At 45.3% G+C, this 16,128-nt stretch carries 11 protein-coding genes; 6 read left to right on the top strand and 5 right to left on the bottom strand.

The genetic code is table 11. The features are described from left to right. Positions 1–1,253: 1,253 nt before the first annotated feature. Both ACROAE_RS17810 and aguA read right to left on the bottom strand, forming a co-directional pair. On the bottom strand, positions 1,254–2,960 hold the full coding sequence (locus ACROAE_RS17810) for an amidase (protein ID WP_432404459.1): 1,707 nt from the start codon (positions 2,958–2,960) through the stop codon (positions 1,254–1,256). Positions 2,961–3,073: 113 nt separating this feature from the next. Beyond that, positions 3,074–4,186: an agmatine deiminase gene (gene aguA, locus ACROAE_RS17805; protein WP_432404455.1), complete on the bottom strand. Its 1,113-nt coding sequence runs from the start codon at positions 4,184–4,186 to the stop codon at positions 3,074–3,076. Positions 4,187–4,562: 376 nt separating this feature from the next. On the opposite strand from aguA, the gene ACROAE_RS17800 reads away from it, so the two are divergent. Next, the gene (locus ACROAE_RS17800; RefSeq protein ID WP_432404452.1) at positions 4,563–4,745 is read left to right on the top strand and encodes a helix-turn-helix domain-containing protein; all 183 of its coding nucleotides are present in this window, start codon (positions 4,563–4,565) and stop codon (positions 4,743–4,745) included. A gap of 105 nt (positions 4,746–4,850) precedes the next feature. On the opposite strand, the gene ACROAE_RS17795 is transcribed toward ACROAE_RS17800, so the two are convergent. Next, a complete protein-coding gene (locus ACROAE_RS17795) occupies positions 4,851–5,489 on the bottom strand; it encodes an NAD(P)-dependent oxidoreductase (RefSeq protein ID WP_432404448.1) in 639 nt (212 codons plus the stop codon). 203 nt (positions 5,490–5,692) lie between these two features. On the opposite strand from ACROAE_RS17795, the gene ACROAE_RS17790 reads away from it, so the two are divergent. From ACROAE_RS17790 to ACROAE_RS17770, 5 genes are all read left to right on the top strand, one after another. Then, the gene (locus tag ACROAE_RS17790) at positions 5,693–7,207 is read left to right on the top strand and encodes a deoxyribodipyrimidine photo-lyase/cryptochrome family protein (RefSeq protein WP_432404445.1); all 1,515 of its coding nucleotides are present in this window, start codon (positions 5,693–5,695) and stop codon (positions 7,205–7,207) included. Continuing rightward, positions 7,197–7,337 (top strand): DUF2256 domain-containing protein, encoded by a 141-nt coding sequence (locus tag ACROAE_RS17785; protein WP_432384343.1) that lies wholly within the window; start codon positions 7,197–7,199, stop codon positions 7,335–7,337. The genes ACROAE_RS17790 and ACROAE_RS17785 overlap by 11 nt, the downstream gene beginning before the upstream one ends. A 10-nt stretch (positions 7,338–7,347) precedes the next feature. Continuing rightward, the gene (locus ACROAE_RS17780; protein WP_432404443.1) at positions 7,348–8,934 is read left to right on the top strand and encodes a cryptochrome/photolyase family protein; all 1,587 of its coding nucleotides are present in this window, start codon (positions 7,348–7,350) and stop codon (positions 8,932–8,934) included. Between the two features lie 29 nt (positions 8,935–8,963). Continuing rightward, on the top strand, positions 8,964–9,860 hold the full coding sequence (locus ACROAE_RS17775; protein WP_432404439.1) for a LysR substrate-binding domain-containing protein: 897 nt from the start codon (positions 8,964–8,966) through the stop codon (positions 9,858–9,860). Between the two features lie 353 nt (positions 9,861–10,213). Next, positions 10,214–11,428, top strand: a complete 1,215-nt coding sequence (locus ACROAE_RS17770; protein ID WP_432404436.1) for a 4Fe-4S binding protein — start codon at positions 10,214–10,216, stop codon at positions 11,426–11,428. A gap of 91 nt (positions 11,429–11,519) precedes the next feature. Here ACROAE_RS17770 and ACROAE_RS17765 read toward each other — a convergent pair whose 3' ends face one another. Together ACROAE_RS17765 and ACROAE_RS17760 are read right to left on the bottom strand one after the other, a co-directional pair. Further along, entirely contained in the window at positions 11,520–12,989 is a 1,470-nt protein-coding gene (locus tag ACROAE_RS17765; RefSeq protein ID WP_432404434.1) for a carbon starvation CstA family protein, read from the bottom strand. Between the two features lie 227 nt (positions 12,990–13,216). Continuing rightward, positions 13,217–15,802: an acylase gene (locus ACROAE_RS17760; RefSeq protein ID WP_432404431.1), complete on the bottom strand. Its 2,586-nt coding sequence runs from the start codon at positions 15,800–15,802 to the stop codon at positions 13,217–13,219. Positions 15,803–16,128: the final 326 nt, after the last annotated feature.

Below are 16,128 nucleotides of genomic sequence, written 5' to 3'. Positions count from 1 at the left end.
AGGGAGCAATACAGGCTTACCCTGTTCCGTATGTCACGCAACGTCAGGTTAGATGCCCACTATAGTGCGGAGAGCGTATCGATCACGAAAGAATACTGGACAATTTCTTTCCTACTCTCGTTGCCTTTTGGCCACAGCGTATTAACCACTTCCGCTGTTTCTCACATAACGCACCTTACATGGATTCACTTACGTTCATCATACTGACACCCTAGCACTTACCCGATTTGTGGTTATCAGGAGGAACGTCCTCTCACGATTCTGTTCCCATTCGGTATAAAACCGAATATCGTTACATTGTCAGACTCGCTGCTTTATTCAGAGTCTTAGGGGCATCTGGTGATACAGATGGTTCACTCTTATCGCGGTGAACAGCGCTTCATACGACCTCAGGTCGCACATCCAAAAATGAGTTAGATGCCTCAGCTTGAAATGCCTAAATTCAACTCAGAACTTGAGGCCGTTGAAGAAAATGACGTGAGCTGGCCATGGCCTTTCACGCACATCCATGTGCTTCAAGGCATTCAGGCATCCTGCCTATCAGAGCCAGCTAGCTTTAGAGGGGAAGGGACGCCCCATCTGAAGCGTTAGCATTTTCATTCTTTACCATAAAGAGGTGGCCGAAGCAGACTACAAACGTGGTCAGAAGATGGATTACATTTCCGTCGCAATTTTTTCGCTGCTCTTGTTTGGTTAAAAAGCGAAATTGTTGCCGGAACGGCAGGGGTGATCCAAGAGGGGATTGCTGTTGATCCCCTTTTGGCCCGTGCAGGGTGGAACCATGCGATCTTATTTCAAACGAAGTTTGAACATTCTGGTGTGGGCGAAGCGCCACGACGTGAGTGGCCGCAGGCCATAAGTACAAAACAACAAAAGCAAACACCTGGATCCCGGCTCAAAAGCATTGCCGGGACGACGATTACACCAACCTGAGTAAGTTGATAACTGACTACTTTATCTAGAGTCGACGAAGCGCCACGACGTTAGTCGCTGCAGGCCATGAGCACAAAAGTACAAAGCTAACACCTGGATCCCGGCTTAAAAGCATTGCCGGGACGACGATTACACCGCTAAATAGACCTACGATGTATACGCTTATACGCTTTTTGTGGATTAAAGTTTAAACAACTAAATGCATGTTAAGTAAAACATTTGCAAAACCTGAGCGATAAAAACGGGATTGGCTTTTACAAACCAATCCCGTTGTCGCATATGCGTATTCAGTGCTTATGAAGAGTAATTAGCTTAAGCGCTTATTGACTCAGCGCTGGCGTGCGTGGAGGAATAACGCGCTTGTTGCCCGTCGATTCAAATGCACTCGCAAAACTTAAGAGGTTATTGTCGTCATAAGCTCGGCCTGCGAACGTTAACCCAACTGGCATGCCAATATCAGCCATCACGCCCATTGGTACGGTCACTGTCGGCACACCTAAGTGACGAATCGCCAGGTTGCCGTTAGCAACCCAAACTCCGTTACTCCAGGCAATATCTGCCGACGCTGGGTTAACATGCGCATCAGCAGGGCCAACATCTGCAACCGTTGGGAACAACACGGCATCGAGTTTGAGCTCGTCCATCCAGTCTTCTAAATCCAACTTGCGGGTTTTTTCTAGGCCGCGCAAACCATCGGGGACGCTGTCGATTTGGTTATACGACTTAAGCCCTCTTTTGGCCATGTTGACGTATTCATCCATGCCTGCGGCTAAATCCCCTTCACGATTTGGCAAGGTGCCTAAGTCATGCGGGAAAATCAAATGGCCGTTTACGTCAGACAGTTTGTTCAGTTTAGGGTCATTATTGGCGCGCAAGAATTCATCTAAAGCCCAGCCAGAAAGCTCCCACAGCTCATCTTCCAAAAACTCTGGTGTCACTATACCGCGGTTGTAAACGGTTGGCGCACCTGGGCGGTCACCTTCACAATTTGATACCAGCGGAAAATCAACTTCAATGACTTCAGCGCCAGCGGCTACCAGTGCTTTACGAGCCGCTTCACAAAGGTCGATTACCGATGCACGCGTATTGATGCGCTGACCGGTTGGACCACCAAAACCTGGGTTTTCGCTGGTGCCAGCCAATTCATCTTTATTGATAAACATGCGTGGCAGACCGAAACGTTTACCTTTAAGCGTGCCAGCTTGAGCGGCAAGATCCAAATAAGATTGTGGACGCACACTTGAGGCTTTTGGGATTTCAACCCAGGGTTGCAGGCGCCATAAGTCACCGCGAGTGATTGGGTCGTCGGCAACGATAACATCAAGCACTTCTAGCATGTCTGCCATGGTGCGAGTGTAAGGCACTACGACATCCATAGTCGGTGTCAGTGGCCAGTTACCACGGACAGAAATAACCCCGCGCGAGGGCGTGTAGGCACACAAACCGTTATTTGATGCTGGGCCACGGCCGCTCGACCATGTCTCTTCGGCTAAGCCAAAAGCAGAATAACTTGCGGCGGTACCAGTACCTGCACCATTAGAAGAACCCGACGCGAAAGGCGCGGTAAGATAGTTTGCGTTGTATGGGCTTTCTGCACGGCCATAATGACCACGTTGCATGCCACCATTAGCCATAGGCGGCATGTTGGTTTTACCTAGGCATATAGCCCCTGCTTCACGCAGACGTTCAACGGCAAAAGCATCATATTGAGCCACTAAATCTTTAAATGCAGGGCTGCCTGACGCGGCCGTTAACCCCTTAACCAAATAGCTGTCTTTTACGGTATAAGGAATGCCGTCAAGTGGGCTCAGTGTTTCGCCACGAGCCCTTCGAGCATCTGACGCCTCGGCTTCTTTTAGCGCATCTTGATTGCGTACCACCAAGGCATTTAGTTTAGTCTCTGTCGCTGGGCCGTCGTAAGCATCAACTCGCGCTAAATATGACTGCACTAATTCAACCGATGTAGTGCGGCCCGATCCGAGCGCTGCACGCAACTCAGAAATAGAAATCTCAGTAACTTCGAACATGTTAAAACCTCTTCTTGAAAGGCAATTGTGTAAAAGGTTAATTGCTCTTAAAGATAAATATCGTGAAAGACAGTGACTTACCGTCTTCCTTTGGTTTTTGATCTAGGTTTTATTTATTGTCCAGAAGGAATTTGCTGGGTAATACAATGAATATTACCGCCGCCTAATAAGATTTCACGGGCAGGTACACCCACAATCTCATACTCTGGGAAAATGTCCTGCAATTTTTGTGCAGCGATATTATCGGTTGCAGGGTCAAGCAGTGGGAACACAATGCGCTGATTGGTAATCAAAAAGTTCACGTAAGAACCCGCTAAGCGCTCACCCGCCGTGCGTGGTACACCCGTGCCCTCTTCTACGCCTTGGGCTTCTTCTTCGGTGCAGTACAACGGACCCGGTTGTGGCATTAAATGAATTTTTAACTTACGGCCTTGTGCGTCTACCGCATTTTGTAACACATCTAAAGCCGCTTTTGAGCGAGGATACTGTGGATCGGCTTCATCATCTGTCCAATGTAAAATCACTTCGCCTGGGCGAGCAAAACAGCACATATTATCAATATGTCCGTCGGTCTCATCCATGTACACGCCGTCTTCCAACCAGATAAACTGCTGTACATTTAAATACTCAGACAAATAAGCTTCTATCTGTTCACGGGTCAAATCTGGGTTGCGGTTGCTGTTAAGTAAACACTCAGCACTGGTCATGCAGGTGCCTTCACCGTCGACATGAATCGAACCACCTTCAAGAATGAGCGGCGCGCGATAACCCTCAAAACCATGTTGAGCGTTCATCTGTTTTGCAACTTGCTCGTCTTTATCCCACGGAGAGTACAAACCGCCGTTATGGCCACCCCAGGCATTAAAGCCCCAATCAATACCGCGACATTCGCCCTTGGCATTTACCACCACCGTCGGGCCAGTATCACGGGCCCAGCAATCGTCGCTATCGATTTCAACCAAGGTAACATGAGCAGGCATAACTGTTTTAGCCTGAGCTAAAAATGCTTTAGGAACGCCCATGTATACTGGCGTTACAGCACCAATGGCATCGGCAACGTTTGCAAATGTTGCTTGAGCATAAGCCCCTGCTGCGCGCCAATTATCTGGGCGATGCGGCCAAAGCATCCACACAGCTTGCTGAGCCGTCCATTCGGCTGGCATGTGAAAACCATCTTGTGATGGCTTTGTAGATAATGGTGTGGCTTCCACATTTGCATTGGTCATGAATTTTGCTCTCCAGTAATGCTGAAAAAGATAATATTGTGCGCCCTAATATAGGACGAAATTCTGGGTGAATTTGAGCTTAGTCAAAATATGGCAGGTATCATATCATTTATGCCTGTTTGCGCTAAATACTTGTATGTAGGGTATTGATAAGATTTTTTAAGATACAAAACAGGCAAGTTTATTGAGCTCGAAATAATGACTATCTGCGAAATTAATAAATGACGGAATGAGTCGGAAAATGAGTGTCATGACATAAGATATGGAAACGCACCCAAGCAAACCAAGTTAATTGTCTTGTTGGTAGTGCGGTTAACTTTATGCACCTTGTCCATGCGGTAAGTCAATAGAATCCCCCCCAATAATTGATCGTCATGTGATTAAAACCAGTCTTGAGATCGATCGTAAAATTCGCGGGGATTCAGGAACAACAACAGATTTGAAAAACAATGAGCTTAACTACCTAAAGCGACTCATTGACAGTGTTGATGGCGATAAAGACAAAGCCGCAGCGCTAGCGGGTATTAGCACTCGCTCACTGTATAGGAAAATACAATAGCTAAAGCGCCGTATAGAGAAGGTCATATAAGCGATTTTACAAAACAAAACAAAACAGGCTACTTGAGCCTGCTCTGTCATACCACGTCAATCTCACTCACTAGTCCTAGTATGCAACACTAATACGTTGGTTAATATGCTTAGCATTTTCGGCTTCATCAACCATAGCTTTGGCATAATCGACTACTGATACACGGCTTTGACCTTGTGCATCGGTAAAGAACTCATCGCCGCCTAAACGGTATGGCGCTTCAGACTCACCCGGGAAAATGATCGCTGCGGGGCTAACGTAAGTCCACTTAACAGCAGAGTCTGTACTGCGAAATACAGCGAGTGCTTCACCTTGCGCAATAGCTTCAGCTTTGTATTCATCTGGAAATTCAGGTGTTGATACCAACGTCACCCCTGGGGCAACTTCTAGGCTACCTGCACCACCAACCCACAACAAACGTGGTGAGCCAGCTTGCGGTAAATGTTGCAATAACTGCTGTGCGGTTTGCGCAACAATTTCATGATTTTGTGCGGTGCGGCCACCGATAGAGGCGATAACCACATCAACATCTGCAAACGCGGTAGCAACATCTTGTTCTGACATTTGGGTAATATCAAGGGTACGAACAGGCACATCTTGAGCCACTTTGCTGGCGTCACGCACCACGGCAATAACATCATGACCGCGGCTAATCGCCTGTTGCATGATAGTTCCGCCAATCCAACCGCTTGCGCCTAATACTGCTAGTTTCATTTTTCTGTCTCACTCTGGTCATTAACAATGGAGCCAGTTTATAGATGACACAATTTGAGATAAATAGTCATTAATGCGCTTAATTGTTTCACTTTAAGATACTAATCTGGGTGTAAAAATAACAAATAAAGCAATCTAAACCGCTAACAGTATCGTATTTAATCTGAGTAAGGGTTAGTTATCCATCACGAGGCTTTAGGTTCATGCTCAACAGCAACAAGCAATCAATTAATATTGTCTGGTTTAAACGCGACTTGCGCTTGTCTGATCACCAGCCGTTAGTTGATGCCTTTAATCATCATTTACCTTGTTTGCTGATATACAACTTTGAGCCATTAATGCTGGAAGACTCCCATTATAATGATCGCCATTGGCGCTTTGTGTGGCAGTCGCTGCAGGATATCAATCAACAGCTTAGCCGCTATCATGGCCAGGTGCATGTATTCGCCATGCCGATGTTGCCTTTACTCGAAAAGCTGGCTGAATCCTTTACTATTAACACGCTATTTAGCCACCAGGAAATCGGCCTAAACAACACTTTTGAGCGCGACAAAGCCGTGGCCAATTGGTGTCAGCAGCACGCCATTCACTGGCAACAATCTCCGACAGGCGCGGTTATTCGTGGGCGTCGACATCGCCTGGCGTGGGATCAGCATTGGCAACAAGTGATGGCCAGCCCTATTGCAGTGCCTAATTGGCAGCAGTGCCAATTTCAGCCCTTTACAAATAGTCAGGTAATTGAGCTCAAAGCCGAAATAACCGAGCCAAACGATAACTTTCAACCCGGCGGCCCTAAACAAGCCAGAGCGATACTGAGCAGTTTTTTAACTCATCGCGGTAAAGATTATCAACGCAGTATTTCAAGCCCGAGCCTGAGTCGAACTCACTGCTCACGCTTATCACCTTATTTAGCATGGGGTAACATTAGTTTAAGGCAGGTGTATCAGGCGACAATGACTCGTTATCAAGAGGTACAAACCAGCAATAAAGCCTGGAAAAAACCTTTACTGGCAATGATGTCTAGATTGCATTGGCACTGTCATTTTATGCAAAAGTTTGAAAGCCAATGCAGCATGGAATTTACCCCAGTCAATCCAGGTTACGAGGATTTCCCTTATCGTGATGATGACGATGTAGAGCGAGATATTCAGCGCTGGGCAGAAGGTCAGACAGGCATTCCGATTATCGATGCCTGCATTCGCTGTTTACGTCAAACTGGTTACATTAATTTTAGAATGCGCGCCATGCTCGTTAGCTTTGTGACCCACCATTTAAACATTCACTGGCAGCTAGCCAGCCTACCATTAGCCAATTACTTTCTCGATTTCGAGCCGGGTATTCATTATCCACAGCTGCAAATGCAAGCCTCGGTTACTGGCATTAATACCATTAGATTGTACAACCCGATAAAGCAGTCTCAAGATCAAGACCCCAATGGCGATTTTATTCGTCAGTGGTGTCCAGAGCTTAGCAATTTACCCAATGAATATATCCACCAGCCCTGGTTACAGCCGCCAATGGAAGCAATTTTTAATGACGTGATGTTAGGTCGAGATTACCCAGAGCCGATGATAGACATCACCTTAGCCTCGCAAGCCGCTCGCGATCGTTTATGGTCTTATCGCGACAAACCGCAAGTACAACAACACATTGCTGCGGTGTTAACTCGCCACGTGCGTCCAAAGCATAAACGCACAAGGCAGCAGCATGGCACATAAAAAACCACATCTTGAGCATAAAACCTGTCTAGTGTGCCTGCGCCCGTTTGCATGGCGTAAAAAATGGGCTAAAGACTGGGAACATGTAAAATATTGTTCAGAACGTTGCCGCCGCCACAAAGCTGATTGAAGGGAATAAAATGATAACCGTTTACAACACTATTTCGGCCTCACTGTCGCCACAAACTCACACATTGCGGCTCATTTTAGGCGACCAACTCAATGCCTCCCATAGCTGGTTTAAACACGTCGACCCGACGGTGGTGTATGTGATTGCCGAGCTCAAGCAAGAAACCGCCTACGTTAAGCATCATGTGCAAAAAGTGTGTGCTTTTTTTGCTGCCATGGCGCAGTTTTCCGACGCTTTAGCCCACTGCGGCCATCAGGTGATGCACTTAACGTTAGATGAAACTAAACCATTTACAGATTTGCCAACACTGCTTGAGCATCTCTGCATGCAGCATCAGCTCAATACCATTGAATATCAACAACCTGATGAATACCGTTTAGCCACGCAACTCAGCGAATTATCATTGCCAGGCATTAAAAGTACTTGCCATGACAGCGAACATTTCTTGTTGCCTTTTGACGATATTAAACGTGAATTTACCGCCAATAAGCATGTTAAAATGGAGTTCTTTTATCGCCGCATGCGCAAGCGCTTTAATGTGCTGATGCAAGACGATGAGCCTTTAGGCGGCCAATGGAATTTTGACCAACAAAATCGTGAAAATTTAAAAAAAGCCGACCTTCAAGATATTCCGTCGCCTTTGTTATTTGCCAATGATGTGAGCGACATTATTAGCCGGCTCGAGCGGCATCACGTCGCCACGATAGGCAAAGCTGAAAATCAACTATTGTGGCCAGTTAATCGCCGCCAATCTCGGCAGTTACTTGATTATTTTTGCCAGCATTTATTGATCCGCTTTGGCCGTTTTCAAGATGCCATGACCGAAAATAGCCAGGCAGATTGGAGCCTATACCATTCGCGTTTATCGTTTGCCATTAACGCTAAAATCCTTTCGCCAGGCGAAGTAATCAATAAAGTCATTAGCCATTGGCAAGCCAATCAAACCGAGATATCACTGACACAAGTAGAAGGCTTTGTGCGGCAAATCTTAGGCTGGCGAGAATATGTCCGCGGGATTTATTGGATCAATATGCCAGGCTACGCAACCAAAAATGCCTTGCAAGCACACAGGCCATTGCCTGAATATTTTTGGACTGCTAACACTAAGATGAACTGCATGCACCACGCGATTAAGCAGTCACTCGACTTTGCCTATGCCCATCATATTCAACGGTTAATGGTGACGGGCTGTTTTAGCTTATTAGCAGGCATCAATCCAGATGAGGTCGACCAATGGTATTTAGGTATTTACATTGATGCCATTGAATGGGTAGAAATGCCCAACACCCGCGGCATGACTCAATTTGCCGACGGCGGTATTGTAGCCACCAAACCCTATGCGGCAAGTGGTAACTACCTCAATAAAATGGGCGACTATTGCAAAAGCTGTCATTACAATGTCAAACTCAAAACAGAAGCTAACGCGTGCCCTTTCAATAGCTTATATTGGCACTTTATTCAGCGTCATCAACAACAATTTGGCCGTAATCCACGCATGACGATGGTGTATAAAAACTGGCAAAAGATGGACTCTGCGACTCAGCAAGCCATTATCCATAAAGCCGAAGTGCTGTTAGCAAACCTCGACAACTTATAAGCTTACGTAAACCAACCGTCAGGAGAGTCATGGACAAGATATCAGCCATACGCAGCTTCGTTGAAGTCGCCAATTGCGGCAGTTTTACCCAGGCTGCTGAGCAACTCGGGTTAAGCCGCTTGCAGGTGTCTCGGCACATTAAAGATGTTGAGCAATGGTTGGGGTTACGCTTATTGCACCGCACCACTCGCCGCGTGAGTTTAACCTTACAAGGCGAGGAAGCGCTCAACTATTGCCAACGTATTTTAAGTGAAGTAGCCGCCATGGAAAGCCGCGCCAACAGCCACAATAACGAATTGGTTGGTAGCATTCGTATTGCCTCCCCAATCGGACTCGGGCAACATAAACTCTTTGATGTCGTTGAAGCATTTTGCCAACAACACCCAAAAGTGAATATTCAGCTATTACTGTCTGATAATTTCTCGCAATTGGTAAGCGACAGAGTCGATATTGCATTGCGTTATACCCATCAGCCAGATGAGAGTTTAATCGCCAGGCGCTTAATGCACATCGACAACGTTATATGCGCCTCACCCGACTACTTAGCACAACATGCCGCCATTTTGGCACCTCATGACTTGTTACAACACAATTGTTTACGCCATTCGAGTCAACAACACTGGGAAGTGATTGACGAGACTCGCTCACACTTACTTGAGGTAAAAGGTCACTTGCAAGCCAATGAAATGGGCGTATTAATTAAAGCGGCTTTGCGCGGAAATGGCATTGTGTGTTTGCCAACCGATTTAGCCAACACCTACCTTGAACAAGGTGAGTTAATTGATGTGTTACCCCACACTACGACGCCGGGAAAAACCTTATGGGCAGTGTATTTGTCGCGCAGTTACCAACAAAATGTGGTGCGCGCCTTTATCGACTTTACGGCCAATGTCTGGCAAGACGATATTCATAAATGGCCAAGCTAAACCCACGCTATACCAATCCGCATGAATAAATGACTACTTAGAATGCGTCCAACGGTTTTTAATTAAAGCGTCGCTATTGTAGTCATGGTTGTTCCCTTTCAAATAACGGGTACGCAGAACAAAAGCTGCTGAGGCACTCTTTTCACACGAAAATTTACCAACAGATTTAAGTGCTGAATCAAGTTGATTTACTCTTATTAAACATCTGAGTTACAAGGCTTACAAAAATAAAACAAATCAATATAGATCATATAATTACAAAACTAAACAGGCTTGTAGATCTAGCTCACATCACTGCCAAGTTACAGGATTTATCATAAACCTAGACTTTTATACTCCACAGGCAGTTAAGTATGAGCACAATAGAATCGATCACCTTAATGCTGGCGCTGGTTTACAGCACCAGCCTACTTTATTGGAGCGGCAAAAAATGGGGCGCACTTGTTAGCGGTGGGCTATTAATTGGCGCGACTCTAGCAAGCTTTTTTTGGCCTTTACTCTTAATATTATTAGTCTCAGTATTAGTGGTCACAGCCGCAGGCCAATACCTACCGGCATTTGCAAATGCTCAAGGTCGACCCAATACCATTAGAGAGTTTAGCCAACATTTCTTTGCACTTGCGATGTTATTAGTTGGGGTGCAATACGCCATTAATGCGGGCTTAATGTATGCTGGCGAAATACCTTGGTTAATGCGCCCTGATGTCGGCGACGCTTTTTTACCGATTGCGGGCGGCATTGAGCTTAAAGCCATTTTAACCTTAGGATTGTGGGACCAAAACCATCCTGCTGCGGTAGTGATGTTATGTGTAGTATTGCTAACCGGTGTGTTGTGTAAGCGCGCATTTTGCGGTTGGGCTTGCCCATTAGGATTAGCAGGAGAGTATCTTTATAAACTCAGAAAACGCGTTATTAAGGCAGAGCTATTACCACCAGCATGGTTAGATTGGCCATTAAGAATGCTTAAATATCTGTTATTAGCCGCACTGCTTTACCTCGTTATCTCAATGCCATCGGCCAGTATTCCACATTATCTTTCTGGTAATTATCACAAAGTTGCCGATCTTAAAATGGCAGCGTTTTTCATGATGCCGTCGATGGTGGCGTTAATCGGATTTGGAACTATTTTTGCGTTAGCCGCCTGGCGCCGCCAAGGGTTCTGCCGCTATATCTGCCCTTATGGAGCATTACTGGGTATTGTGAGTTTTTTAAGCCCGTTTAAAATTAGACGCGACAGCCAACATTGCTTAATTGAATCAAAAGGCATGAGCTGCGATAAGTGTACTCGTGCATGTCCTGCCAATATATCGGTTCATACTCAAAAGAATATTCGCTCCGATGAATGCCAGGCTTGTATGCGTTGTGTGTCAGCTTGTCCTAAAAAAGAAGCGCTACACTTTAGTACTCGCAATGGAATAACGCTTTCGGCCAGAGGATTATTAATCGTGTTGTTAACCATTATGTTTATGTTGCCACTGTTTGCCTATGTCAGTGGTTATTGGCATAGCCAAACGCCTGACAACATCAAAATAGAACTGATTCAAAAGCTCGACCGTATCGGGCATTAGTATCAAAACCGCTTGCTGAACAACCTCATTTAAAAGCAAAAAAAGAGGGCTGCACATTGCAGCCCTCTCATTCAATCACACCGTTAACGCATTATGCAGCAGATGTCACTTTACGTTTGTTGTGTGCAATGATCAGTGCAATAAGCGCTATCACACCAACCGCAATACCCGAAGGTTGGCTAAATTCTTGTGGTAAACCTAAACCAATACCGGCCGTTAAAATATACGATACCGTAACACATGTACCAATAATCGCTGGAAGACTCACAATCCAATGGAAGGCACCACGGTCAAACAGGTACTTAGTCGCTAACCATAATACGCTGGTAGACAACAACATGTTTGAGAACGCGAAATAACGCCAGATAAGCGTGAAGTCAATTTTTGTCATGAAGTACGCAATAATCAATACAGGCACGGCAACCAATAGACGGTTAGTCATGCTTTGTGGGATCTTAAATGCATCAATAATGGTAAGACGAAGCGATCTAAATGCTGTATCACCTGATGTAATTGGGAATACCGCTACCGCAATAATTGCCATAATACCGCCAGCGACACCTAAGTATGTCGTTGCCACTTGATTAACCACCATACCGGGGCCACCTAGTGCAAGAATTTCCTTAAGTTCAACATAGCCACCCGGGAACGCAGCAATACCGGCAGTTGCCCATACACAAGCCACAATACCTTCAGCAACCATTGCACCGTAATATACTGGACGAACATACTTTTCATTGGTTAAACAGCGCGCCATAATCGGAGCTTGCGTAGAGTGGAAACCACTGATTGCACCACAGGTAATGGTAACAAAGAGTAATGGCCATACTGGCAAACCGTCTGGATTAGGCTCAAGTAAGTCATTGTTGTAATGGCTGTGGTCAAAGTAAGCAAAGATATCGCCAAACTCAGGTAACTGCGGTGCATTAATTAATAATGCCACGGCAATCGATGTTGTCATCACAATCATTAATGCGCCAAAGAATGGGTATAACTTAGTGATAATCTTGTCTATCGGTAATAATGTTGCGAAGAAGTAGTAAGCTAAAATCACTAACACCCAAAAGGTGTTATTAGCGAAAATAGTGTCTTTAAAATAGTCTAAGTTACTTAACAAACCGGCAGGGCTCATAATGAACACCACACCAACAAAGAACAGTAACATCGCGGTAAATATCAACATCGCCGCTTTAAAGTAAATGTTAAAATAATGTCCAGCAATTTCAGGTAAGCTCTTACCGTCTTCCTTGATACTCATTACCCCAGAAAAGTAATCGTGTACCGCACCACCTAAAATGTTCCCCAGAACAATCCAAACTAATGCAATTGGGCCATATAAGGCCCCCAAGATAGGGCCGAAAATAGGACCCACACCCGCCACGTTTAAAAACTGAATTAAAAACGCTTTTGCAGGATGAACAGGCACGTAATCCACACCATCATTAAAGCGTGTTTGCGGGGTTTGTACCGTAGGATCAATACCGGCTTGTTTTTCAACAAACGGGCTATAAAGCTTGTATGCGAGCAACAGCAACGCAATACAAATGAGGAAAATCAACATGGTTTTATCATCCCATTAATTATAAGAATATAGTCAATGCCGATTTTGTTTCAGTTGTGTGTACAGGTCAAGCAACAGCATCTTATACCAAAGTAGGGGTTGCCAAGGTGAAAGCCCGATAAAACCTAACTATTATGATGTTTTTATGTATCTTAATCACAGACTTAGAAAGTTAAAATTAAAAAAAAGACCCATTTAGTATGAGTCTTTTTTAATAGGTCTTACCACTAGTTATTTCGCTGAAAACTCAGTTCTGTGGTCGATTCAAGCGATGCCTGTATATCGGCCTCGGTAAATAGCAGCGGGCGCAATTGCTTTTGAGTCGAGTAAAGCGCACTTTGGTCGTTAAAGCTTGGGCTAAGGGCATTACTTGATTGTGAGTACGATAATAGCCCTTTTGCCACCGGACCATCATCAGTAAAACTCACCGTCATCATCCAACTTGAACCATAGCGAATTTGATAACCTTGCTCGGTTAAACCCGACGCAGCAGCCTTACCCGATAACACATCCATAACGGCAGCATAACTGTGCTGTGGAATTAATGAATCGTCGCCAGATAAACTGGTCGAAAACACATTAAAGCCACCTTCTGCATTATGACTACCAGGCCAAGGTAATTTAACTCCGGAGGCAGTGCCATCTGGTAATGATTTTTCGACAAACTGCACATCACCTAAACTGGCATCAACGCCAAATCCTGCAGCTTCTAAGTTTAGTGCTGCGTGAGCCAATGCCACTAGCGCGCTACCATCGCTGGCAAGTGTGTTTGGTGTAGTTGCTGCGTTGGTATAGTCAAACTCTTGAGTCAACATACTGCTTTGATCAAACTGATGCGCAAACTCGCGAATTAACGCCCCACCAACACTGTCATTGTCTTGTTTACCATTCCACGCTGTTAGCGCGGTGCAAGAAGCACTAACATCTTTTGATAAGGTTGGGCTAACAACAACGGGAGTATCACCTTGTTCTGCACATTGAGTGAGTAAATCAGCTAATACTAACTCGGCTAAATAAGCACGATTAGACAATAAAGCACTTTCTAACTCGGCGATTGAAAACTTACCGTCATCACCCGCGGCATCGTCCATTAGGGTAAGTCCCATACGAGTACGCAGTGATAACTGGCCACGCTCAGGGCCATACATTGGCGAGTAATTTTCTAATGGTTCGGCTAAGTTAGTTGACCAAAATGAGTTATTGGAGTTTTGCACAAAGTCAGTTCGCTCAAGCTTTGGCGCGCGCTCGTATGGCATCGGCTCGCTAAAACTGAACGTTGAGGTGTTACCCGGCAAGATGGTAAATCCAGCTTGTGCTTTGGCGGCGATAATGGCTGGCGTGGTTTTAAGGATACCAACCACAAAGTCTGAAAAACCCGGTACCGTTGAATCATCGATATAAAAGGCATTACCTTCTTTGTCGGCATACATGGTGTTATTAAAAATCACCCCATCGTAATTTTTAAAGGCCTGCTGAAACTCATCAAGATTGCTGGCGCGGTTCATGGCTAACCAATGATCAAGTGGGTCTATGTTTGCCATGTTGGCATCCTGGATCATGAAGGCCTGGCCGTCATCCCAACCAAAGGGTGCTAACGCTGGTGGAGCTTCAACCATTGGGCCTTTGGCTGTAGTGTAAATGTCTTTCTCGGCCACTAACATCCCCGCAGCACCGGCATTGACTAATACCGAAACGGTTTCTTTAGTGATTGGCATGGTTTCACCATCGAACATATATTGCAGTCTGTCGCCTGCCATCAACTCGAGGTTATACATAACAAAGTGCTCTGCCGTTGAAAAAGTATGTGTCCAGGCAACATCTTTATTAAAACCAATATTCACCAAACCTGGCATGCCCACCAGCGAGCCTCCCATCACATCAATTTGTCCAGGTATGGTTAAATGAGACTGCCAAAACCGTAAGTTACCGGTATGCGGAAAATGCGGATTGCCCAACACCATACCTTTTCCATTCTCGGTTTTATCTTTACCTAAGCCCCAACCATTTGAACCTAGCTCACGAGGGTTAGTATCTGGCGTGGTGATATTGGCTGCTCGAGCAATGAGTTTGCGGTTCATGTCGCTAACAAAGGCGGTTTGTAATGATGAGCCAGCAGGACCAACAATACGCGGTAAGTATTCTTCACCATCTCCAGGATTGGCATAAAAAATCAAATCTAAAAAGTTAGCCGCGCCAGGAAGCAACGCGACCGAAAACAGATAATTGGCGACATCAATCCCAGTGATGGGTTTTACCCAAGGTTGACCAGCACAAAAAGGTTCTGCGGTTTGTTCGCCGGCTTCAACGTCAGCTAAAAATTGGTTGTAACCGGCGCTAAACCCTTCCATTAACGCGCGCGAATTATAACTAAATTGGCTATATTGATTTTCGGCAAGCTGCCTAATTTTTAATGCTTTGTAGGCAAAATCAGAAATTAAGTTGCCATTATCTTCACTGGTAGGTAAGCCAGTCGCAAAGTCGATTGATGCGTGTGGGCCAAAATACATTGAACGCTCAGAGTTGGCTTTAATAAAGCCATCGGCTATCACACATAAGTTATCTTGCGCTTGAGCGTAACCGCTACCAAAACCTAAACTTTCTAAATTGTCGGCGGTAATGTGTGGCACACCATATTGGGTGCGGCGGATCTGTGCTTTAAGCACGCCATTAGGTGCAAAAGCTTGTAAAAGCGGTGTCACTTCGGGTTCTGGTGTGGGTTGAGTGGTTTTACTGAAATCGGTGTCATCGCCGCAACCGACAATAAAAACCGTCGATGCAACACCCATAGCGAGCAGGAGTTTGTTGAAATCCATTATTATTATCCTTGTTGTTACCCTTGTTGTTACCCTTAATATGGGCGAGGCATTCATCCTTTATGCCTCAATTTATATCAACATTTGTGCGAATAACCCCAGTTACCGCAACTCAAATATCAACATAAATACAACAAAGACATATATACCCAAACAACTTGAAGATACGTGTTTCAGAGCTTCACCGTGTTTTCAATACTAGGCGCGTTAATGCGGTAATGTAGGTACCTTATAAATTAACGCAACAACGTAGTGATAACACGGTGAAACTCCCAAGGGGCAAGTTTTACACGCGTTTATGCTGCGTTATTGATTTTGGAAAGGGA

It is taken from the genome of Shewanella sp. MF05960 (genome assembly GCF_050849305.1).
In the GTDB taxonomy this organism is placed as follows: domain Bacteria; phylum Pseudomonadota; class Gammaproteobacteria; order Enterobacterales; family Shewanellaceae; genus Shewanella.
Note: the sequence above shows the minus strand (reverse complement) of the source record. Positions and strands in the feature narration are given on the sequence as shown.

What these genes read in the sequence shown, in the direction of transcription:
- ACROAE_RS17790 (WP_432404445.1), top strand. Translation starts at nt 5,693, where the DNA reads ATGCTCAACAGCAACAAGCAATCAATTAATATTGTCTGGTTTAAACGC.
- ACROAE_RS17795 (WP_432404448.1), bottom strand. Translation starts at nt 5,489, where the DNA reads ATGAAACTAGCAGTATTAGGCGCAAGCGGTTGGATTGGCGGAACTATC.
- ACROAE_RS17775 (WP_432404439.1), top strand. Translation starts at nt 8,964, where the DNA reads ATGGACAAGATATCAGCCATACGCAGCTTCGTTGAAGTCGCCAATTGC.
- ACROAE_RS17785 (WP_432384343.1), top strand. Translation starts at nt 7,197, where the DNA reads ATGGCACATAAAAAACCACATCTTGAGCATAAAACCTGTCTAGTGTGC.
- ACROAE_RS17780 (WP_432404443.1), top strand. Translation starts at nt 7,348, where the DNA reads ATGATAACCGTTTACAACACTATTTCGGCCTCACTGTCGCCACAAACT.
- aguA (WP_432404455.1), bottom strand. Translation starts at nt 4,186, where the DNA reads ATGACCAATGCAAATGTGGAAGCCACACCATTATCTACAAAGCCATCA.
- ACROAE_RS17810 (WP_432404459.1), bottom strand. Translation starts at nt 2,960, where the DNA reads ATGTTCGAAGTTACTGAGATTTCTATTTCTGAGTTGCGTGCAGCGCTC.
- ACROAE_RS17765 (WP_432404434.1), bottom strand. Translation starts at nt 12,989, where the DNA reads ATGTTGATTTTCCTCATTTGTATTGCGTTGCTGTTGCTCGCATACAAG.
- ACROAE_RS17770 (WP_432404436.1), top strand. Translation starts at nt 10,214, where the DNA reads ATGAGCACAATAGAATCGATCACCTTAATGCTGGCGCTGGTTTACAGC.
- ACROAE_RS17760 (WP_432404431.1), bottom strand. Translation starts at nt 15,802, where the DNA reads ATGGATTTCAACAAACTCCTGCTCGCTATGGGTGTTGCATCGACGGTT.